Origin of the sequence: Sphingopyxis sp. LK2115 (assembly GCF_014595975.1) — a bacterium.
GTDB lineage: Bacteria > Pseudomonadota > Alphaproteobacteria > Sphingomonadales > Sphingomonadaceae > Sphingopyxis.
Genome location: NZ_JABWGQ010000056.1, coordinates 1 through 17,574, shown reverse-complemented (window position 1 = coordinate 17,574; position 17,574 = coordinate 1). Strand labels below are relative to the sequence as shown.

Annotated in this window: 18 protein-coding genes; 5 read left to right on the top strand and 13 right to left on the bottom strand. The window is 69.6% G+C overall.

The genetic code is table 11. From position 1 onward, the window contains the following. The first annotated feature begins 42 nt into the window (after positions 1-42). Positions 43-477, top strand: a complete 435-nt coding sequence (locus tag HUW43_RS12905) for a hypothetical protein (protein ID WP_188237776.1) — start codon at positions 43-45, stop codon at positions 475-477. A gap of 99 nt (positions 478-576) precedes the next feature. Here HUW43_RS12905 and HUW43_RS12900 read toward each other — a convergent pair whose 3' ends face one another. The 8 genes from HUW43_RS12900 to HUW43_RS12865 are packed head-to-tail and all read right to left on the bottom strand — an operon-like array spanning position 577 to position 7,917. Then, positions 577-1,071 carry a hypothetical protein gene (locus tag HUW43_RS12900; protein WP_188237775.1) on the bottom strand — a complete coding sequence of 165 codons (495 nt, stop codon included), beginning with the start codon at positions 1,069-1,071 and terminating at the stop codon, positions 577-579. A 3-nt stretch (positions 1,072-1,074) separates the two neighbouring features. Continuing rightward, positions 1,075-1,761, bottom strand: coding sequence for a nitroreductase (locus tag HUW43_RS12895; protein WP_223181518.1), 687 nt, complete (start codon positions 1,759-1,761; stop codon positions 1,075-1,077). Position 1,762: 1 nt separating this feature from the next. Continuing rightward, on the bottom strand, positions 1,763-2,629 hold the full coding sequence (locus HUW43_RS12890; RefSeq protein ID WP_188237774.1) for an RDD family protein: 867 nt from the start codon (positions 2,627-2,629) through the stop codon (positions 1,763-1,765). After that, on the bottom strand, positions 2,626-3,666 hold the full coding sequence (locus HUW43_RS12885; RefSeq protein ID WP_188237773.1) for a stage II sporulation protein M: 1,041 nt from the start codon (positions 3,664-3,666) through the stop codon (positions 2,626-2,628). Before HUW43_RS12885 ends, HUW43_RS12890 begins: the two co-directional genes overlap by 4 nt. Continuing rightward, positions 3,663-4,973, bottom strand: coding sequence for a DUF58 domain-containing protein (locus HUW43_RS12880; RefSeq protein WP_188237772.1), 1,311 nt, complete (start codon positions 4,971-4,973; stop codon positions 3,663-3,665). Before HUW43_RS12880 ends, HUW43_RS12885 begins: the two co-directional genes overlap by 4 nt. A 55-nt stretch (positions 4,974-5,028) precedes the next feature. Next, positions 5,029-5,991, bottom strand: a complete 963-nt coding sequence (locus HUW43_RS12875; protein WP_188237771.1) for an AAA family ATPase — start codon at positions 5,989-5,991, stop codon at positions 5,029-5,031. After that, positions 5,981-7,210, bottom strand: a complete 1,230-nt coding sequence (locus HUW43_RS12870) for a DUF4350 domain-containing protein (RefSeq protein ID WP_188237770.1) — start codon at positions 7,208-7,210, stop codon at positions 5,981-5,983. The genes HUW43_RS12875 and HUW43_RS12870 overlap by 11 nt, the downstream gene beginning before the upstream one ends. Continuing rightward, positions 7,207-7,917 (bottom strand): DUF4129 domain-containing protein, encoded by a 711-nt coding sequence (locus tag HUW43_RS12865; protein ID WP_188237769.1) that lies wholly within the window; start codon positions 7,915-7,917, stop codon positions 7,207-7,209. Before HUW43_RS12865 ends, HUW43_RS12870 begins: the two co-directional genes overlap by 4 nt. 165 nt (positions 7,918-8,082) lie before the next feature. Here HUW43_RS12865 and HUW43_RS12860 point away from each other — a divergent pair, with 165 nt between their 5' ends. Together HUW43_RS12860 and HUW43_RS12855 are read left to right on the top strand one after the other, a co-directional pair. Beyond that, positions 8,083-10,290: a thiamine pyrophosphate-dependent enzyme gene (locus tag HUW43_RS12860; RefSeq protein ID WP_188237768.1), complete on the top strand. Its 2,208-nt coding sequence runs from the start codon at positions 8,083-8,085 to the stop codon at positions 10,288-10,290. Between the two features lie 111 nt (positions 10,291-10,401). After that, complete coding sequence (locus tag HUW43_RS12855; RefSeq protein WP_188237767.1) at positions 10,402-11,457, top strand: ACP S-malonyltransferase; 1,056 nt, start codon at positions 10,402-10,404, stop codon at positions 11,455-11,457. 167 nt (positions 11,458-11,624) lie between these two features. On the opposite strand, the gene HUW43_RS12850 is transcribed toward HUW43_RS12855, so the two are convergent. The 3 genes from HUW43_RS12850 to HUW43_RS12840 all read right to left on the bottom strand — a co-directional run bounded on the left by HUW43_RS12850 (position 11,625) and on the right by HUW43_RS12840 (position 14,783). Then, positions 11,625-12,350 carry a response regulator transcription factor gene (locus HUW43_RS12850; protein WP_188237766.1) on the bottom strand — a complete coding sequence of 242 codons (726 nt, stop codon included), beginning with the start codon at positions 12,348-12,350 and terminating at the stop codon, positions 11,625-11,627. A 100-nt stretch (positions 12,351-12,450) separates the two neighbouring features. Then, positions 12,451-13,413 carry a hypothetical protein gene (locus tag HUW43_RS12845; protein WP_188237765.1) on the bottom strand — a complete coding sequence of 321 codons (963 nt, stop codon included), beginning with the start codon at positions 13,411-13,413 and terminating at the stop codon, positions 12,451-12,453. 98 nt (positions 13,414-13,511) lie between these two features. Next, positions 13,512-14,783 (bottom strand): S8 family serine peptidase, encoded by a 1,272-nt coding sequence (locus HUW43_RS12840; RefSeq protein WP_188237764.1) that lies wholly within the window; start codon positions 14,781-14,783, stop codon positions 13,512-13,514. A gap of 108 nt (positions 14,784-14,891) precedes the next feature. Here HUW43_RS12840 and HUW43_RS12835 point away from each other — a divergent pair, with 108 nt between their 5' ends. Together HUW43_RS12835 and HUW43_RS12830 are read left to right on the top strand one after the other, a co-directional pair. Continuing rightward, on the top strand, positions 14,892-15,380 hold the full coding sequence (locus tag HUW43_RS12835; RefSeq protein ID WP_188237763.1) for an RNA polymerase sigma factor: 489 nt from the start codon (positions 14,892-14,894) through the stop codon (positions 15,378-15,380). Next, complete coding sequence (locus HUW43_RS12830; protein WP_188237762.1) at positions 15,377-16,087, top strand: anti-sigma factor family protein; 711 nt, start codon at positions 15,377-15,379, stop codon at positions 16,085-16,087. The genes HUW43_RS12835 and HUW43_RS12830 overlap by 4 nt, the downstream gene beginning before the upstream one ends. A gap of 157 nt (positions 16,088-16,244) precedes the next feature. On the opposite strand, the gene rpmG is transcribed toward HUW43_RS12830, so the two are convergent. Both rpmG and HUW43_RS12820 read right to left on the bottom strand, forming a co-directional pair. Beyond that, on the bottom strand, positions 16,245-16,412 hold the full coding sequence (gene rpmG, locus HUW43_RS12825; RefSeq protein WP_003042331.1) for a 50S ribosomal protein L33: 168 nt from the start codon (positions 16,410-16,412) through the stop codon (positions 16,245-16,247). A 206-nt stretch (positions 16,413-16,618) separates the two neighbouring features. Further along, entirely contained in the window at positions 16,619-17,344 is a 726-nt protein-coding gene (locus HUW43_RS12820) for an energy transducer TonB (RefSeq protein ID WP_188237761.1), read from the bottom strand. Between the last annotated feature and the right edge of the window lie 230 nt (positions 17,345-17,574).

Sequence of the window (17,574 nt, the reverse complement as noted above, 5' to 3'; positions counted from 1 at the left end):
CGGGCGTTGCGCCCCCGCGCCACGGCGGCTAGTTTCGTGGCCATGAAACATGTCACCGCCGCCCCGCTCGCCGCCATCCTTGGCCTGTCGCTCGCCGCGTGCAGCCAGCCGGCGCCGCCCGCCGACAACGCCCCCGAAGTCGCGGGCGAACCGCTGGCGACGCGCGCGGTGCTGATCGGCACCGAAGGACCAAGCCTGCCCGCCTGTTCAAGCATCAGCCGGGTGAAGGACGGCGGCACCGACGTCTATTGGGCGCCGAACGAGACACGCGCGGTCAAGGCGCGGCTCGCGGGCGGCGCGCGCGTGTCGCTATGCGAAGCGGCCGAAAATGACGCCTGGTTCGGCATCGTATTTGCCGCGCCCGGCACCGACCCCGACATGTGCGGCGTCGGCAAGTCGGTGCCGAATGCGCGCGAATATCAGGGGCCGTGCCGCTGGGGCTGGATCAGGGGCGGGACGGTTCGACTGGGGGCGTGAGGCAAGCCGTCGCCCCCGCGAAGGCGGGGGCCGCTGCAAGGCTCAAGCCGGCTTTGTTGCGAAAACGACAGCGGCTGCGCTTTCGCGGGGGCGACGATGTTATCGACAATCCTCGATCACCCGCCCGATTTCAGCCTGCACCGGCAGGGTCAGCGCGCCGCCGCCCGGCGCTTCGAGCGCGAAGCGACCGCGGCTGAAGGCGATGCGGTCGAGGCGCGGGTCGCGGCCGGGCAGCGTCGCGTTACCGCCATCGAAGCGGATCTGGTCGGTGCCCGCGCTGGTGCGCAGGCTGACGGTGCCGTCGAGCGCCGAAGTCAGGCGGATGCCGCCACCGCTGCACACCATCGTCAGGAGCGGGTTGGCGCTGCCCGTGGGCACAAAGGCCGCGGTGCGACTGGCGGCGTCATAACGCCACGCGCCGCGATCGACCGCGCGATCCTCCCAGCCAACCGTGGGCAGCGGCGCCGGTTTCGGCGCAGGCGCGACAGGCCGCGGCGCGGGGGGCGGGGCTTCGGGTTGCGGGATGGCCGCGCAACCGGCAAGCGCCATCATCAGCGCCGCCGTCGCCACATAGCGTAGAGCGGACCTCTTCATCGCCTAAAACCCTTTCCAGTCGATCACTTCATCCAGCGGCGCGCGGGGCACCGGCCACTGGTTCACCGCGGCCGCTTCGTCGGCATAGCCGATCGCAAGGCCGGTGAACAAAATCTGGTCATCCGCCAGCCCGATCGACTGGCGCACGGTCGCCCCATACATCGCCCAGCATTCCTGCGGGCAGCTGGCAAGGCCATGTTCGACAAGCAGCAGCATCACCGATTGCAGCCACATGCCCATGTCGGCCCATTGCGGCGGCCCCATGATGCGCGAACAATGGAGGAAAAGCATCACCGGTGCGCCGAAACCCCGGTAATTGTCCATGAACCGAGCAAGCCGCCCCCGCTTGTCCTCGCGCGGGATACCGAGCGAGGCATAGAGCGCCTCGCCGACGCCAAAGCGACGGTCGGTCCACGGCGCGGTCAGTTCGGGCGGATAGATGTCATATTCGGGTTCCTGCCCCGCGCGCCCCATAGCGATCCGCGCGGCGACAGCATCCTTGACCGCCTGCCAGGGTTCGCCGGTCAGCACCGTCGCCTGCCACGGCTGAAGGTTCCCGCCCGACGGCGCGCGCTGCGCCGCCGCGAAAACCTGTGCGAGCAGCGCGGGGTCGACCGGCCGGTCGGTGAAGGCGCGCACCGAGCGCCGCCGGTGCAGCGCCCGCGTTACGCTCATGTCCGTTGTCGGCATGTCAGTCGCTGGCATATTTATCCTCTCGCCTTTTCCCGAACAGCAGGCCGCGTTCGAGCCGCGCCTTCAGCTGCCGGTAATAGGAAAGCAGAAAGACGTCATCCTCTTCGGCGACCGGGCGGCCGATCTTGGCGCGAATCGTGTCGGCGACCTCGCGCATCGCGCGCGCGTCGCGGTGGCGCAGCACGCGCTCCAGCTCCTGAAGCTCGAAAATGCCGTAGACCGACAGTTCGGCGTCGGTAAAGATCATCGCTTCGCCCGCGGCATCGACCGCGATGTCGGCGTCGAGCTTCGCGCGTTCGGCCATCACCACCCATGTGCCGGCGATCAGGTCACCCATGCGCATCCGGTCGCGGTTGAACAGCAGGAACAGGCTCAAGGTCAGCGACCAGAGCACGCCCGCGAGCATGGTCCATCCCGATACGGTATCCTCCGCCGCCCCGACGCCGAGCATCATCAGCGGCAGGAACAGTTCAAGCTCGCGGATCAGATTGCGCGCGACCACCGCGTCGGCGGTAAGGCGCCCGCCGTCGCGCGCGACGACGCGGATGCCCATCAGCCTTTTGCCCGGCGTCGCCGCGCGCGATCCCAGCTCGAACCCGATGAACCAGAAGGTGCGCAGCACAAAGGCACCAAGCATCCACACGACGACGGCGACGTCCGACTGCGACGCGATGCCGACCCACAGCATGAACAGCGAGAAGAGGATGAGCGCCGCAAGGATGAGGAGCAGGTCGACGAGCAGCGCGCCGAAGCGCAGCCCGGCACCCGCGATGCGCAGTTCAAGGTCGACGCCCTCGGGCGTCACGAACTGGCGGGTCTTTTTCGCCCTTGCGGCGCGCGCCTTGGCGTTGACGGCCGCGGTCATGCCGCGCCCCCGCGCCGCGGGATATAATAATAGGAAAGCCAGAGGAGCAGCATCAGCGCGCCGATCGCATAGCGCAGCATCGTATCGGTGACGAGCTGGCGCCCGAAGCCTTCGAGCAGGCCCGCGGCGAGGAGCATCAGGATGACGCCGATCATCACCTTGCCCGCGGTGCGCCCCGCGGCGGCCGCCGCCTCCAGCCGCCCGCGCGCGCCGGGAAAGACAACCGCGGTGCCGATGCGCAGCCCTGCGGCGCCCGACAGCGCCGCCGCGAACAATTCGGTCGTGCCATGGATGAACAGCCAGCCGCCGAAATCACCGCCCAGCCCCTTGGCCGCAAAGACCGCCATCATCGCGCCGAGCCCGATGCCCTGATAAAACTCCAGCATCATCGTCGGCACGCCGAAAGCAAAGCCGAGCGCAAAAGAGAGGATCGACACGCGGCTGTTGTGCGTGAACAAATAGGTTGCAAAGATATGGAGGCCGCTTTCGCCCTCGCCCGCGTCCTTGCCATGGCCGAGCGTCGATTGCAGATATTCGGCGCTGGCGCGCGGGTCGCGGCCCGACGCCATGCCTTCGTCGACGAAATTATAATACCATTCGGGGTTGCTCGACACGAGCGAATAGCTGGTCAGCGCGCCGAGCAGGATGATCAGCGCGATGACGATCGTTTCCTTCCACACCGACCGCACCGCGGCGGGCCAGTCGGTGAGGAAGAAGCGGCGGAGGCGGTTCCAGCGGCTTTCGCGCACGCCATAGATGAGGAAATAGCCACGGATCGACAGCGCTTCGAGATGCGCGAGCAGCGCCTTGTCGAGGCTGGTCGCGCGCGCGATCGACAGCGACGACAGGGTGGCGCGATAGAGGATCGGCAGTTGCAGCAGTTCGTCGCTCGACAGCCCCTTGGCACCCTTTTTTTCGAGTCTGGTCAGCAGCCGGTCAAAGGCGAGCCAGTCGGCCTCGCGCTCGGCGCGAAAGCGGCTGGTCGAGAAACTCGGCGCATCGCATGCGCGCGGCGGGGGAGGTGGCGGCGGGATCACAGGCTGCCCTGCCTTTTGATGCCCAGATAGGCCTCGACCGCGCGCGCCGCCATCGCATCGGCGGGAACCTCGATGACATCGGCGCCGAGGCGGCGCAGCCGCGCGATCACCAGCTGGCGGTCGGTCAGCATCGCCGCGGCGACATTTGCACGCGTCACATCGGCGGCGCTGTCGGGGTGGCGGCGCTCCTCCGCCTCGACCTCTTCGTCGCGCATCACGACGAAGAGCAGCCGGTGTTTGCGCGCCAGCCGTCCGGCGGCGCGGATCATCAGGTCGGCGCTCGTCGCGTCGGCAAATTCGGTGAACAGGATAATGAGCGAGCGGCGGTCGAGCCGCGCACTGAGCGTCGTCAGCGCGAGGGTGAAATTGCTTTCGACCGGCGCATAGTCGATCAGGCTCGCCGCGCGCTGCAACGCCGGGAAATCCTGCACATGCATATAGGCGGGGGTCAGCGCCTGCGGCCTGGCGGCAAAGGAGAAGAGGCTGATCCGGTCGTTCAGCTTGAGCCCGGCATAGGCGAGCAGCAGCGCCGCCGACACCGCGCGGTCGACGCGCGGCATCCCGCCGACCGGCTCGGCCATTGTCCGCCCCGCGTCGATCGCCAGCACGACGCGATTGTCGCGTTCGACGCGATATTCCTTGGCGAGCAGCCTGACGTGGCGCGCCGAGGCGTTCCAGTCGATCGCGCGGCGATCCATTCCCGGCTGATATTCGGCGAGCGCCTCATACTCGCTGCCTTCGCCGCGGAAGCGCTGCTGGCGAAGCCCCGACCAGCTGTTGCGCTGGAACAGTCGGCTGCCCTCGTCGGTCACCGCGCGCAGGCTGGGCACGACGGCGATCGCGCCGTCGACCCGGAACCGGCGCTGTTTCCACACCAGCCCAAGCGGCCCCGCCCAGCGCACCCACAGCGCCATTATCCCCGCCTGCCCGCGCCGCGTCGCGGCGAGCGACAGCTTGCGGACGAGCGCATCGCCCGCACGGCGCATCTCGCCCGCAAGCCGCCCGCCTTCGGCCAGCCGCTCGTCGAGCGACAGCGCGATCTCGGCGCGCGGCGGCAGGGCGCGGCCGCGTGCGACGAGCGACAGATCGAAGCGGTCGCCGACGCCGACCTGCGCCGGAAAGTGTGCGTCGAGCTTCAACTGGCGCGGATTGGCACCCGTTATGGCGTCCAGAATCAGACAGGCGACAATGACCCCGATCCAGCCGGGCGCGACCAGCCACAGATCGGGCCGCACCAGGCCGAGCGCGAGCGCCAGCGGGGCGCCCGCGAGCAGCAGATAGATGGCGCGGCGGGTGGGGTAGATCATCGCAAACGATCCTCCCTGCGGCGCAGCCATGGGGACGTTTTTTTGCAAGTCGCGTTCACCGCGGCACATCCTCGCGTTCGAGCAGCGCGGCGACGACCTGTTCGACGCTGCGCCCCTCGATCTCGGCCGCCGCCGACAGGATGACGCGGTGACGCAGCACCCCGGCGGCGAGGCGCTGGACATCGTCGGGAATCGCATAGTCGCGCCCGTCGAGCGCCGCCGCCGCGCACGCCGCGCGCGCAAGCAAAGTCGCGGCACGCGGGGATGCGCCGCATTCAAGGTCGGCGCTGGCGCGCGTCGCGCGGACAAGGCGGACGATATAATCGACAATCTCGTCGGCGAGCCGGACGGTCGCGATCGTGTCGATCGCCGCGCCGATCGCCACGGCATCGGCGACCTGCGCGACACCGAAATCGCCGACCGCGGGACTTTTGAAGCGCCCCCCATGGTCGGCGACGATACGCCGTTCCGCATCGGCGGCGGGATAATCGACGACAAGCTTGAAGAGGAAGCGGTCGAGCTGCGCTTCGGGGAGTGGGTAGACGCCCTGCTGTTCGATCGGATTCTGCGTCGCGAGCACGGTGAAGCGCGGGCTCATCACATGCGACTCGCCGCCCACCGTCACGCGGCGTTCCTGCATCGCTTCGAGCAGCGCCGCCTGCGTCTTGGGCGGGGTGCGGTTGATTTCGTCGGCGAGCAGCAGTTCGGTGAAGATCGGCCCCTTGGTGAGCGTGAAGCTCGACGTCTGGAAATTGAACAGGTTCGACCCCAGAATGTCGCCGGGCATCAAATCCGGCGTGAACTGGATGCGCCCGAAATCGAGCCCCGTCGCCCGCGCGAACGCCTGCGCGAGCAAGGTCTTGGCGGTGCCCGGCGGCCCTTCGAGCAGGACATGGCCGCCCGCGAGCAGCGCGATCGTCACCATGCGCGTGAGCGGTTCCTGCCCGAACACCGCCTTGGCGACCTCGGCCTCGATCGCGGCGCCGAGCGCCTGAACGCCCTGGATGTCAGCTGTCATGGAGTAGATCCTTCCTGATGGCGTGCAACGCCTGGGCATCGGCAAGAAATTCATGGGTGTTGCGCGCAAGCGGCAGGCGCCGCGCAAGGGCGGAAAAGGGTTCGCCGCCACGCTGGTGCCGGTCGATCCAGGCGTCGGTCGCTTCGTCGTCCAGCCCTGCGGGCGCATGCAACCGCCGGGCGATCGCGCTGCGCTGGTTCTTGACATAGGCGGCGGCGCCGTCGAGTTCGCGGCGCGCCTGTTTGATAAGGTCGGCGCTGTTCGCGATCAGCGCCGCCTTCGACAGCGGGATCGCGCGACCGGGCTTCAACGCCGGGCCGAAACGCGCCCATGCCTGCCACAGCGCGAACAGCCCCGCCGCGATCAGGCACAGCGTAATGCCGATGAAGGGCGGGACGAAAGCGAAACGCAGCAGCGAGCGCTGCGCGCCAAAGCCACCCAGCGTCAGGTCGAATGCCAGGCCGTCGGCGCCGGCATCCTCGGCGATCGCGTCGATCAGCGTCGCCGCGGCGGCGGCCCTGGCGCGGTTCGCAAAGGCCAGATTATTGACCAGGTCGGGGTCGGCGAGGATGTAGAGATTGCGATCGCGCACCCGCGCGAGCAGCGCCGATCCGTCCGATGCGGCGATCAACGGTTCAAGACGCGCGCCGCCTATCGTGTGCAGCTGACCAGGTTCGACAAGGCGGATTTCGCGTCCGCCGATGCGGCCGCACGCATCGTCATTGCCCCACCGCGCGCGGCCCGCCTTGACGGGGCCGAACATATCTTCGGGCAGCAGCCGCGTCGGCGGCAGCAGCGCGATGCCGCTGCCGACCCAGCCGGGCTTCGGCGCCTTGGCGCCCGCGCGGCCCGCGGCCCATTTGGGCAGGATGACGAGCACCGGCGCGTCGCCCTGCGCCGTCAGAATGTCGCGCATGTCCTGCGCCCGCGTGCGCATCGTCGGGGTCAGGATGACGAGCGGATCGTGTCCGTCACGGCGGCCCGGTTCGACCTTGCGCCGCAGTTCGACCGTGGCGCCCGCGCGCTCGGCAAGGTCGACGATCGCGGCATAGCCCGGCGCCGCCTTCGACAGCGCATGACCGCCGCCGTCGTTGCCGCTGCCAAGCTGCGGCCCCAGCGCGATCAGCGCCCACAGCGCGATGAACGCAACCACGCCGATCGCGACGACCGCCGCGATCAGCCGCGCGTTGAAGCCCTGGTCGGCGGCGCCGTCGGTCATGCGCGCGCCCAGTTTCCGGCGACGGTCAGCTCGGCATAGGCGGCGCGGCACTGGTTCCACGCGCCCGCGTCGATCGCGCGGCCGCCGAACAGGCTGATTTCGACCGCGCGCGCGATGCGGCTGAATGCGCCGCGCGCGACCGGCGGCAGGTCGCGGGCCTCGGCGAGGTCGCGCGAGGTCATCGCGGGTTTGACAAGGCCGGGGCGGCGCGTCTCGATATCCTCGACGCTGCGATAGAGGAGCAGGTGCACCGCCTCGGCAAACCGGCCCGCCGCGGCGAGCGCATCGGCCTCGGCAAGCAGTGCGCGCGCTGCGCCCGCCTCGGCCGCGCCCGCCCCATCCTTGCCATCGGCATCGCCGCCGCGTCGGCGAAAGCGCAATGCGTCGACCCAGCGCGCAAAGGCGGGAACGAAATGATAGAGGAGGTACAGCGCGACGAGCGCCGCCGCGCCCCACATCAGCGGCTTCGCCGCGGGGGCGCTCCAGTCGAAAAAGCGGGCGATCGCCTCGTACAGCGACGTCAGCCATTCGGGCGGCGGGGGCGGCGGCGGCGGGGGCGGCGGAAAGGCCGTCTGGATCTCGCCCCCGGCAACCGTCTGGCTGAAGGCGGGGTCGACCAGTTCGGGATCGAGCAGCCAGCCCCCCTCTCCCCGGCCGCGCGACGGGTCGGCCACGGCCGACGTCTGGGCGATCCACATGGATATCATGTTGATAGGTCGATCTCGCCCCGCTCGGTCATCACCCAAGTTGGTAGCGCGAGCGTGTGTGACAAGGCAAGAGATGCTTGCGCGCCGCGCGGCCCCGTTCTAGCGCCCGGCAAAATCGGCGGGTGGTTGCAACGGCAACCAGCGATCGAACGACAGGAGAGACAGGTGGACGCGGCGCAGGCGGTACATGAAAAATTCCTCGCGGCGCTGGCCGAAGGGCGATTGCCCGACCGCGCCGATGCCCCCGACCCCGGCGCGATCGGCTTGTCGCGGGCAGAGGCGACCGACATCTTCCTGTCGCAGCTGACCAGCCGCCAGATGGACCGGCTGTCGCGCCATCTGCAAGCTCGCGGCGAAGGATTTTATACGATCGGCTCGTCGGGGCACGAAGGCAATGCCGCGGTCGCCGCGGCGCTGCGCGTCACCGACATGGCGTTCCTCCACTATCGCTCGAACGCCTTTCAGCTGCACCGCGCGCGCCAGCTTCCCGGCGGGACGCCGACATGGGACATGCTGCTGAGCTTTGCGGCCTCGTCCGAAGACCCGATTTCGGGCGGACGGCACAAGGTCATCGGGTCGAAGCCGCTCAACATTCCCCCGCAGACCTCGACGATCGCCTCGCATTTGCCGAAAGCGGTGGGCGCTGCCTTTTCGATCGGCATTGCCCGCCGCCTTGGCATGACCGGGCTGCCGCTGCCCGGCGATGCGGTCGTGCTCGCGAGCTTCGGCGATGCGTCGGCGAACCATTCGACCGCGCAGGGGGCGTTCAACACCGCGGGCTGGGCGGCGTTCCAGGGTTCGCCGATGCCGCTGATCTTTCTGTGCGAGGACAATGGCATCGGCATTTCGACACGCACCCCGGCGGGCTGGATCGAAGCGCAGTTCGAGCGCCGCGCCGGGCTCCATTATATCCGGTGCGACGGCACCGACCTCGCTTCGGCATATGATGGGGCGCGGGAAGCCGCCGCTTACGCCCGCCGCACCCGCAAGCCCGTGTTCCTCCACATGGCGACGGTGCGCCTCTATGGCCACGCCGGGTCGGACGTGCAGGGCGCATATCTCCCCAAGGCGCTGATCGAAGCCGACGAGGCGCGCGATCCGCTGCTGAAAGGCGCCGCGCTGATGATCGAGCAGGGGTGGATGAGCGCGGCGGACATCGCCGATGCCTATGAGGAAATCGGCGCCACGCTGGCGCGCCAGGCCGAAGAGGCGATCCGGCGGCCCAAGATCACGAGCGCGGCAGGGGTGATGGCGAGCCTCGTCCCGCCCCAGCGCGAGGTGGCGCGCGCCAACGCGCCATCGGACGATGATCGCAAGGCGATGTTCGGCAGCGACTGGGGCCAGATGGACAAGCCGATGCACATGGCCCGGCTTTTGAGCTGGGCGCTCGCCGACCTGATGCTCGCACACAAGGAGATCGTGGTCGCGGGCGAGGATGTCGGGCCGAAGGGCGGGGTCTATAATGTCACCGCCAAGCTCCACCAGCGTTTCGGGTCGGCGCGCGTCGTCAACACCCTGCTCGACGAACAGGCGATCCTGGGGCTCGCGATCGGCATGGCGCATAACGGCTTTGTCCCGATGCCCGAAATCCAGTTCCTCGCCTATGTCCACAATGCCGAGGACCAGATCCGCGGCGAAGCGGCGACCCTGAGCTTCTTTTCGAACGGGCAATATACCAACCCGATGGTGATCCGCATCGCGGGGCTGGGCTATCAAAAAGGCTTTGGCGGCCATTTCCACAATGACAACAGCCTTGCCGTCTTCCGCGATATTCCGGGTGTGATCCTGGCCGTGCCGTCGAACGGGCGCGACGCGGTGCAGATGATGCGCGAATGCGTGCGGCTGGCGCGCGAGGAACAGCGCGTCGTCGTGTTCGTCGAACCGATCGCGCTCTATATGACCCGCGACCTGCACGAAGAGGGCGATGGGCTGTGGACAAGCGTTTACGAAGCGCCGGGCGAGGGCGCGCCGATCCGCCTCGGCGATGTCGGCGTCCATGGCGACGGCGGCGACCTCGCGATCGTCACTTACGGCAATGGATATTATCTGTCGCGGCAGGCCGAAAAATTGCTCGCCGAGGACGGCGTCAAGGCGCGCGTCATCGACCTGCGCTGGCTGGCGCCGGTCGATGCCGACAGGCTGGTCGCCGCGGTCGGCGAAGCGGAACGCATCCTGATCGTCGACGAATGCCGTATCACCGGGTCACAGAGCGAGGCGCTGATGGCGCTGTTCGTCGAGCGCACGCCGGAAAAGCGGCTGAAGCGCATCGCAGCCGACGACAGTTTCATCCCTCTGGGGCGGGCGGCAACGCTGACCCTGCCGAGCCGTGATTCGATTGTCGCCGCGGCCCGCGAGCTCCTCGCCCAGCGCTGAGTTCCAAGACCCTTCGCCCTGAGCTGGTCGAAGGGCCGTCCAACATTTTGACAACGCAGAGGGAAGAACAGTGCTTCGACAAGCCCGGCACGAACGGATGAGGGGGTTGTGATGACCGCAGCGAAGAAAACCGCGATCGTCGTCGCGCCCGGACGCGGCACCTATGGCAAGGGAGAGCTTGGCAGCATCGCGCGGCTCCACGGTGCGCGCTTCGCCGCCCTGATCGCCGATTTCGATGCCCAGCGCCGGGAGCGCGGCCAGCCGACGGTGAGCGAACTCGACGGCGCCGAGCGCTTCAGCGTGGCGACGCACATGCGCGGCGATGTCGCGGCGCCGCTGATCTACTCTGCAACCGCGCTCGATTACCTCAGCATCGACCGCGACCGATATGACATTGCTGCGGTCCTCGGCAATTCGATGGGCTGGTACAGCGCGCTCGCGCTCGGTGGCGCGGTGTCGATCGGCGATGGCTTCCGCATCGCCAACGCGATGGGGATCAACAGCCAGACGCACGGGCCGGGCGGACAGATTCTCTTGCAGATTGTCGACGATGACTGGCGACCGGTGCCGGGGCTGCGCGACCGGCTGCTGGACCTCGTCGATGCGATCGACGCGCGGCCGGGACATGATCTTGCGCTGTCGATCGACCTTGCCGGGATGCTGGTGCTCGCAGGCAACGAGCAGGGTCTTGCCGCGCTGCTCGCCGAAGCGCCGCCGACGCCGGGGCGCGATCCGCTGCGCCTGGCGGGGCACGGTCCCTTCCATACGCCGCTGATGGTCGGCAGTTCGGACAAGGCGAAGGCCGAGCTGCCTGCGTCGCTGTTCGCCGGTCCCGCCATCCCGATGATCGACGGGCGCGGCCATGTCTGGCGGCGCTTTTCGTCCGATCCGGCAAGGCTATGGGATTACACCTTCGGCCATCAGATCCTCGCGCCCTATGATTTCGCGCTTTCGGTGCAGGTCGCGGTCAGGGAGTTCGCCCCAGACGTCATCATCCTGCCCGGCCCCGGCGACACGCTGGGCGGCGCGATCGCGCAGGCGCTGATCGGCATCAGCTGGCAGGGGATCGCCAGCAAGGCCGAGTTCGTGGCGCGGCAGGCGGCGGACCCGATCCTGCTGTCGATGGGCCGCGCCGACCAGCGCGCGCGGGTCATCGTCAAGGAATAGGGCCGACAGGGAGCTTTCCCTGTCGGCCCCGCCGTGCGCGCACAGCCAGGTGGGGTTGACCGGACGCGAATGAACGGACGCGCCAATGGGGACCAACACAAGGGCGCCATGCCGTTCCCGATCCTTATAGCGCAGACGGCACAAGAACGGCCGCTGCGGCCGCGCGATCATGCGCCGAAATGGACCCGATTGCCCGGCGCCGCGCGCGCCGCTTCGGCGATGAAGCGCAGGTTCAGCAACTCGGCGACATTGCCCGCGCCCGCGCGGCGCATGATGTTCGCGCGGTGGACCTCGACCGTGCGGGGGCTGAGGTCGAGCCGCCGCGCAATCGCCTTGTTGCCGAGCCCGGCGGCGATGCCGTCCAATATGTCGCGCTCGCGCGGAGTGAGCGCGGCGAGCCGCGCCGCGGCCGCGCGCTGGCGATCGCGCGCCGCCTGCCACGCTGCGCGCTCGGCAAGCGCGGCGTCGATCGCGCGGCGGACAAGGCGCGGGTCGAGCGGCGCGGGCAGCAGGTCGCGCGCGCCTGCCAGCAGAATAGCGCGCGATTCGGCGACGCTGAGTCGTTCGGCGGCGACGAAGGCGGCAATTCCGTCGCGCGCGGCGACGTGCGAAAGCAGCGTCGCGCCATCGGCCACCCCCGGCTGTTCCCAGCGCAGCAGCAGCACCGCGCAGCTTTGATCATCGCCCGCCGCCAGCCAGTCATCGCCGTTCGCAAAGCCCCGCACGACGCGCGACGCGCCCGCCGCCAGCACGCGAAAACAGGCCGCGCGCTCGACCGGGTCGGGAAGGATCAGGTGGATATGGCCGCAGGTTCCGGTCACCCGGCGATGCTGCCTGCACGGCGGCGCGCGCGACAGCGCAACAATGTCGGCGATGGCGTCATAATGGAGCACGTCCGTCCCTCGCCGACGATCATGCCGACCGGCACGGTGCTCCGCCAAGGCAAAGGGGCGGGCCGTGCGGCGGCCCGCCCCGATCCTTATCCAGCCAGCGTCAGTTGTTGCGGACGTGATTCCGCGGTTCGTGAGGGCGTCCGCCCGCGGCCTGCCGACCCGAGGCCGGTTGCGCGGCGGCGGGCTGTCCCGACGAGGCGGCGGGCTGCCCGGCCGATCCCGCTTCCTCCTGCGCCTTTGCGGCGTCCTTAAGCTCACCCCTGGTCATGCCGCTGACGAGCACATCGCCTGAACCGGCAAAGCTGGCGGCGGGAAGCGTCGCGACGCGATTGCCGACCTCGACGGTCACCGCCTCGACCACGCCGCGGCCCGTCTGCCGCACGTCCTGGACATAACCGATCACCTTGCCGCGCGGGTCGGTGACGGGCATTCCCGGCGCGACGGCGAACATGCCGCTGCCGCTGGCCGCGCCGCTGCCGGCCGCGGCAAGCTGGCCAAGGCTGCCCTGAAAGCTGCCCGCGGCCGAACCGGCGGCGCCGACGCTGCCCGAGACGTTCGACAGCGCGCCGCCCGCCCGGTCGCGGACAGCCCCGGCCGCGCCCTGCGCGGTCCCGGTGGCAGTGGCAGCAGCGCCGCGCGCGGTGCCGAGCGCGCCGCCGACCGTGTCACGGGCATAATCGGTGCCGACCGCCTGCGCGCCGACGCTGCCCCCGGCCGAGGCCTGGCCGGACCCCTGGGCGCTGCCGCCCAGCGTGCTGCCGAGCAGATTGCCGCTGGCGTCGGCCGAGCCGCTGCCGCGCGCATCGGCGCTGCCGCGGCCTTCGACGCGGCCCGAACGGCGATCGACCTTTGCATCGCCGCGGCCCGAACCCGCCAGTTCGCCCGCGCTGCCAATCGTGCCGCCGATCGGCCCGGTCGGATTGCCGAGCGTCCCGCCCAGCGTTCCGCCAAGGCCGCCGCCAAGGCCGCCGCTGCCGCCGAGCAACTGCGCCGCGGCCGGCGCCGAAAAAGCCATGGCCGACGCGGCAAGCGCGAGGGCCGGAATGAAAATGCGATTTGCCATTGTCCTACTCCTGCATTGGGGCCCGGAGGGGATGGGCCTGAAGCAAGAACGATGGCGCCGCGGATATTCTTCCAAAAAAAAAAGAGTCGCGGGGGCGATCAGCCGCCGCAATCGCCGCAGATCAGGCCGTGGCCGTAGACTTTGTCGCGCCCTTTGCGGCCCAGGTCGCGCGCTTCCATCACCAGCGCCGCGATCGCCGGGCCGATCGCGGCGATCGACGCCGCGGGATAGCGGCGCGCCAGGCGACCGGCGACGAGCGGCGCGGCGAAGGAGGTTCCGCGCAGCCGTTCGATGCTGGCCGGGCCCGTCGCCGCGCGCACGGCATCGCCGGGCGCGGCAAAGTCGACGTGCAGCGCCCGCCCGGCTTCGGGAAGCGCGCGGCCGCGGGCATCGACGCCGGTAACCGCGAGCACGCCGCGATAGGAGGCTGGATAGGCAGGCGGGGCCGCAGGACCGTCGTTGCCGACCGCCGCGACGATCAGCATTCCCTTGCGCTGTGCCGCCGCCACCGCCGCCGCGAGCAGCTTGTTGTCCGGACCGACGAGGCTGATCGTTGTCACCGCGACGCGGCGCGACGCGAGCCAGCCCAGCGCGCGGGCGATCGCGCTGGCGCTGCCGCCCGCCGGGTCGGCGCCATAGACGTCGGCGGCGAGCAGGCGCCGCCCCGACGCGGCGCCCTGCACCGCGCCCTCGCCGACGAGCAGCGAGGCAACCGCCGTCCCGTGACGGCTCGCCGCGGGGGCGCCGCTGGCAAATCCCCTTTGTTCGACGCGCCCCGCCACCGACGGATGTGCGGCGACGCCGCCGTCGATCAGGCCGAGCGGCGCGGGCCCGCCGCCCGCCCCCGTGGCCGTCGCGAGCGCAGCCCCCGGCATCGCGCCGCCCGGCCCGCTCGCAAAATAGATATGATCGACGTCGACTTCGGCATCGGGCAATAGTCGGGCGAGCTGCTTCTGCGCGCGTTTCAGGCTGCGGCCGTCGGGCACGCGGAAACGCACGATGTCCAGATCGAGCGCGTCGAGCCGTTCGCGGTCGATAAGCCCAAAGCCCGCCGCGCGTGCGCGCGCGATCATCGCGGCGTCGGCGCCGATGGCGACGAGCACGCCGCGCACCGCGGGTTCGCCCCGCGCGTCGCGCTCGATATGCGCGCGATGGGCGCCGACCAGCGCGGCGATCCGGTCAAGCCGCAGGCGGCGCAACTCATCGCCCGCCGTCGCCAGCGGCTCGGCGGCCAGATCGGACACGCCCGGTAGCAGGCGCCCCGCGTCGGGAAGCGCGACCGGCGGCAGCGCGACCTGCGCCGCGACGCGCGGACCCGCCCCAACGGACAGGAGGCATAGCGCCAGCAGCGCTGCGATCACATGTCTCATCTCTACCTTTCCGGGCGCGCGGCGCCCGCCTTCGCGAAAAAAATAGCACGACAGGGAAGAAACGATAGAAGGATATCGTTTCGTCCACAGGCAATCGAAAAGGCGACGATGCGCTTTGAAGAGGAACTGATCGAGTTGCTGCCGCGGCTGCGCCGTTTCGCGCGCGGCCTGACGCAGAGCGCGCCCGACGCCGACGATCTGTGCCAGGCGGCGATCGAGCGCGCGCTGAAGTCGCGCGATCAATGGCAGGATGGAACAAGACTGGACAGCTGGATGTATCGCATTACCCGAAATCTGTGGATCGACGAACGCCGCGCCGCGGGTCGGCGAGGCGTTCACGCTCCGATCGACGAGGCCGCAACGCAGGTCGCGGGCGACGGCGCCGCCGAGGTCGAAGCCGGCGCGCTGCGCGACGACGTCGATGGTGCGATGGCGCGCCTGCCCGACGAGCAGCGCGAGGTCGTCATGCTCGTCCTCGTCGAAGGCTATGCCTATCGCGAGGCCGCAGAAATCCTGGACGTGCCGGTCGGCACCGTCACGTCGCGCCTGGCGCGCGGCCGCGACACATTGATGCAGCTTTTGGGAGAAGCGGCATGAGGTTCGATCCCGCCACCGTTACCGCCTATGTCGACGGCGAACTCGACGATCTTACCGCGCGCCGCATCGAACGCGAGGCAGAAGCCGACCCGGCGCTGGCCGCCGAAATCGCACGCCACCGCGCGCTGAAGGCCCGGCTCGTCGCCCATTATGCGCCGGTCGCCGCCGAGGCGGTCCCCGACCGGCTCCGCGCGCTGCTGAACGACACCGCGAAGGCCCCTGTGGTCGATACCAGCCTCGCCACGCGCCGCGAAAACAGGCGATGGCGCCTTGCCCCCGCGCAGATGGGCGCGCTCGCGGCGTCGCTGCTGCTTGGCCTGACGATCGGCCTGCGGCCGTGGACGCCCGCGGCGGAGGTGACCGAACGCGGCGGCGCACTCGTCGCGTCGGGCGAACTGGCGGCGGCGCTCGATACGCAGCTCGCGTCGACGCAGGGAGCTGACGCCGCGGTCCGCATCGGCCTCAGCTTTCGCGATCGGGAGGGCCGCATCTGCCGCAGTTTCGAAGGCGCCGCCCTGTCGGGCATCGGCTGCCGCGACGCGGGCGGCTGGACGCTCGAACGCACGATGGGAGGGCGGACGACGAACGCCCCCTATCGCCAGGCAAATGCGGGCGCGCTGGCGGCCGACGCGGCGGCGATGATGGTCGGCGAACCGTTCGACGCCGCCGCCGAACGCGCCGCGCGCGCGCGCGGCTGGCGGCGCTGAGCCGTCACCGGTTCCGCCCGAACGGGTCTTCGTGCCGCGAACGCCCCGCGGTTTCGGGCACGAAAAAGGGCGGCGCCATGGCCGCCCTTCTGCTTCCCCGCCTCAGCGGGGATGACGCATTTTCAGGCTGCGCGGCCTTGCCACACGGGCCAATGGGTCACTTGATCTTGGCTTCCTTGAACTCGACATGCTTGCGCGCACGCGGGTCATATTTGCGCACCGACATCTTCTCGGTCATCGTGCGCGGGTTCTTCTTGGTGACATAGAAAAAGCCCGTGTCGGCGGTGCTCACCAGCTTGATCTTGACGGTCGTCGGCTTGGCCATGGCCTTGTTCCTCGAAGTAATGGCACATCCGCCGGTGGCCCGGTGGATGCCGCGGGACTAGCGGCCCCGACGTTGGTGTGAAAAACATGAAAGGGCCGCGCGACACCGCGCCGCCCTTCGATATTCGCGCGCCTTTGGCGGGATTCGGCGCTTCTGTCAAGCGAAAGGAAGGGCGGGCGGCGCATCGGCCGCCCGTCCGGGAGCGGTCAGCCGTTCCTTATCTGAAAGCGCACGGTCATCACTTTCCAGCTTTCCTCGGGCACGCCGCCGCGCATCGCGGGCTTGAAGCGCCATTTGGAAAGCGCGCGCCGCCTGGTCTCTTCGAAAAAGCCGGGGCTGTCGCTGCTCACCAGCTCGACCGCCTTCACGCGGCCGTCGGTGCCGATGAGCACGCGCACCTTCACGACCCCCTCGACCCCGCGCCGCTGCTCGCGCGTCGGATAGTCGGGCTGGAACGTCCCGGCAAAGCGCGGGTCGAGTTCGGCAAGCACCAGTTTCGGCGCGGGTGGATCGGCCGGGATCGCGGGCGGGCCGGGATCAACCGGCCGCGCGTCGGGGTCCACCGGACCGACGACGACGCGGTCGTTGTCCAGCGGCACGGTTGCGACGCGCGGCGCGACGGTTTCACTCGCCGCGGCGGCTTTCGGCGTCGGCCTGACATCCTCTGCCGGTTCGGGCGGCGACGGCTTGGGCAGTTCGATCAGCGTCCCGGTGATCGGTGCCGATTTGGGCGGCGGCACCACGATCATCGGCGACAGCGCGGCGCCGGCAACGAGCGCGGCGGACAGGGCAACCGCAAGAAATGCGGCGACCGGGTGGCGACGGCGATCGCTGCCATAGACGGCGCGGGCCGATGTCGCTGCGCGCCCCGCGGGCGCGGCGGTCGCTTCGGGCGTGGTCATCATCGCCGAAATCAAAGGTATCAGGGTCATGGCATCGCTCCTCGCCTTGCGACCCGGCCCCGGTGGCGTTCGACCGCCGCCATCAGCCCGGTCGCATGGTTATAATGTTATAACATTACCTTTTTGTCAAGCGAATTGCTTGAGTCTGCGCCTGCGCCCCTGCATCCGCAACAGTGGCGCGCAGCCGGGACGCAACGATCGCTTTTCCAGGGTCATCGTGTAATTGCGGCTACTTCCCTCGGACCTCGGTTGAGGCGCAC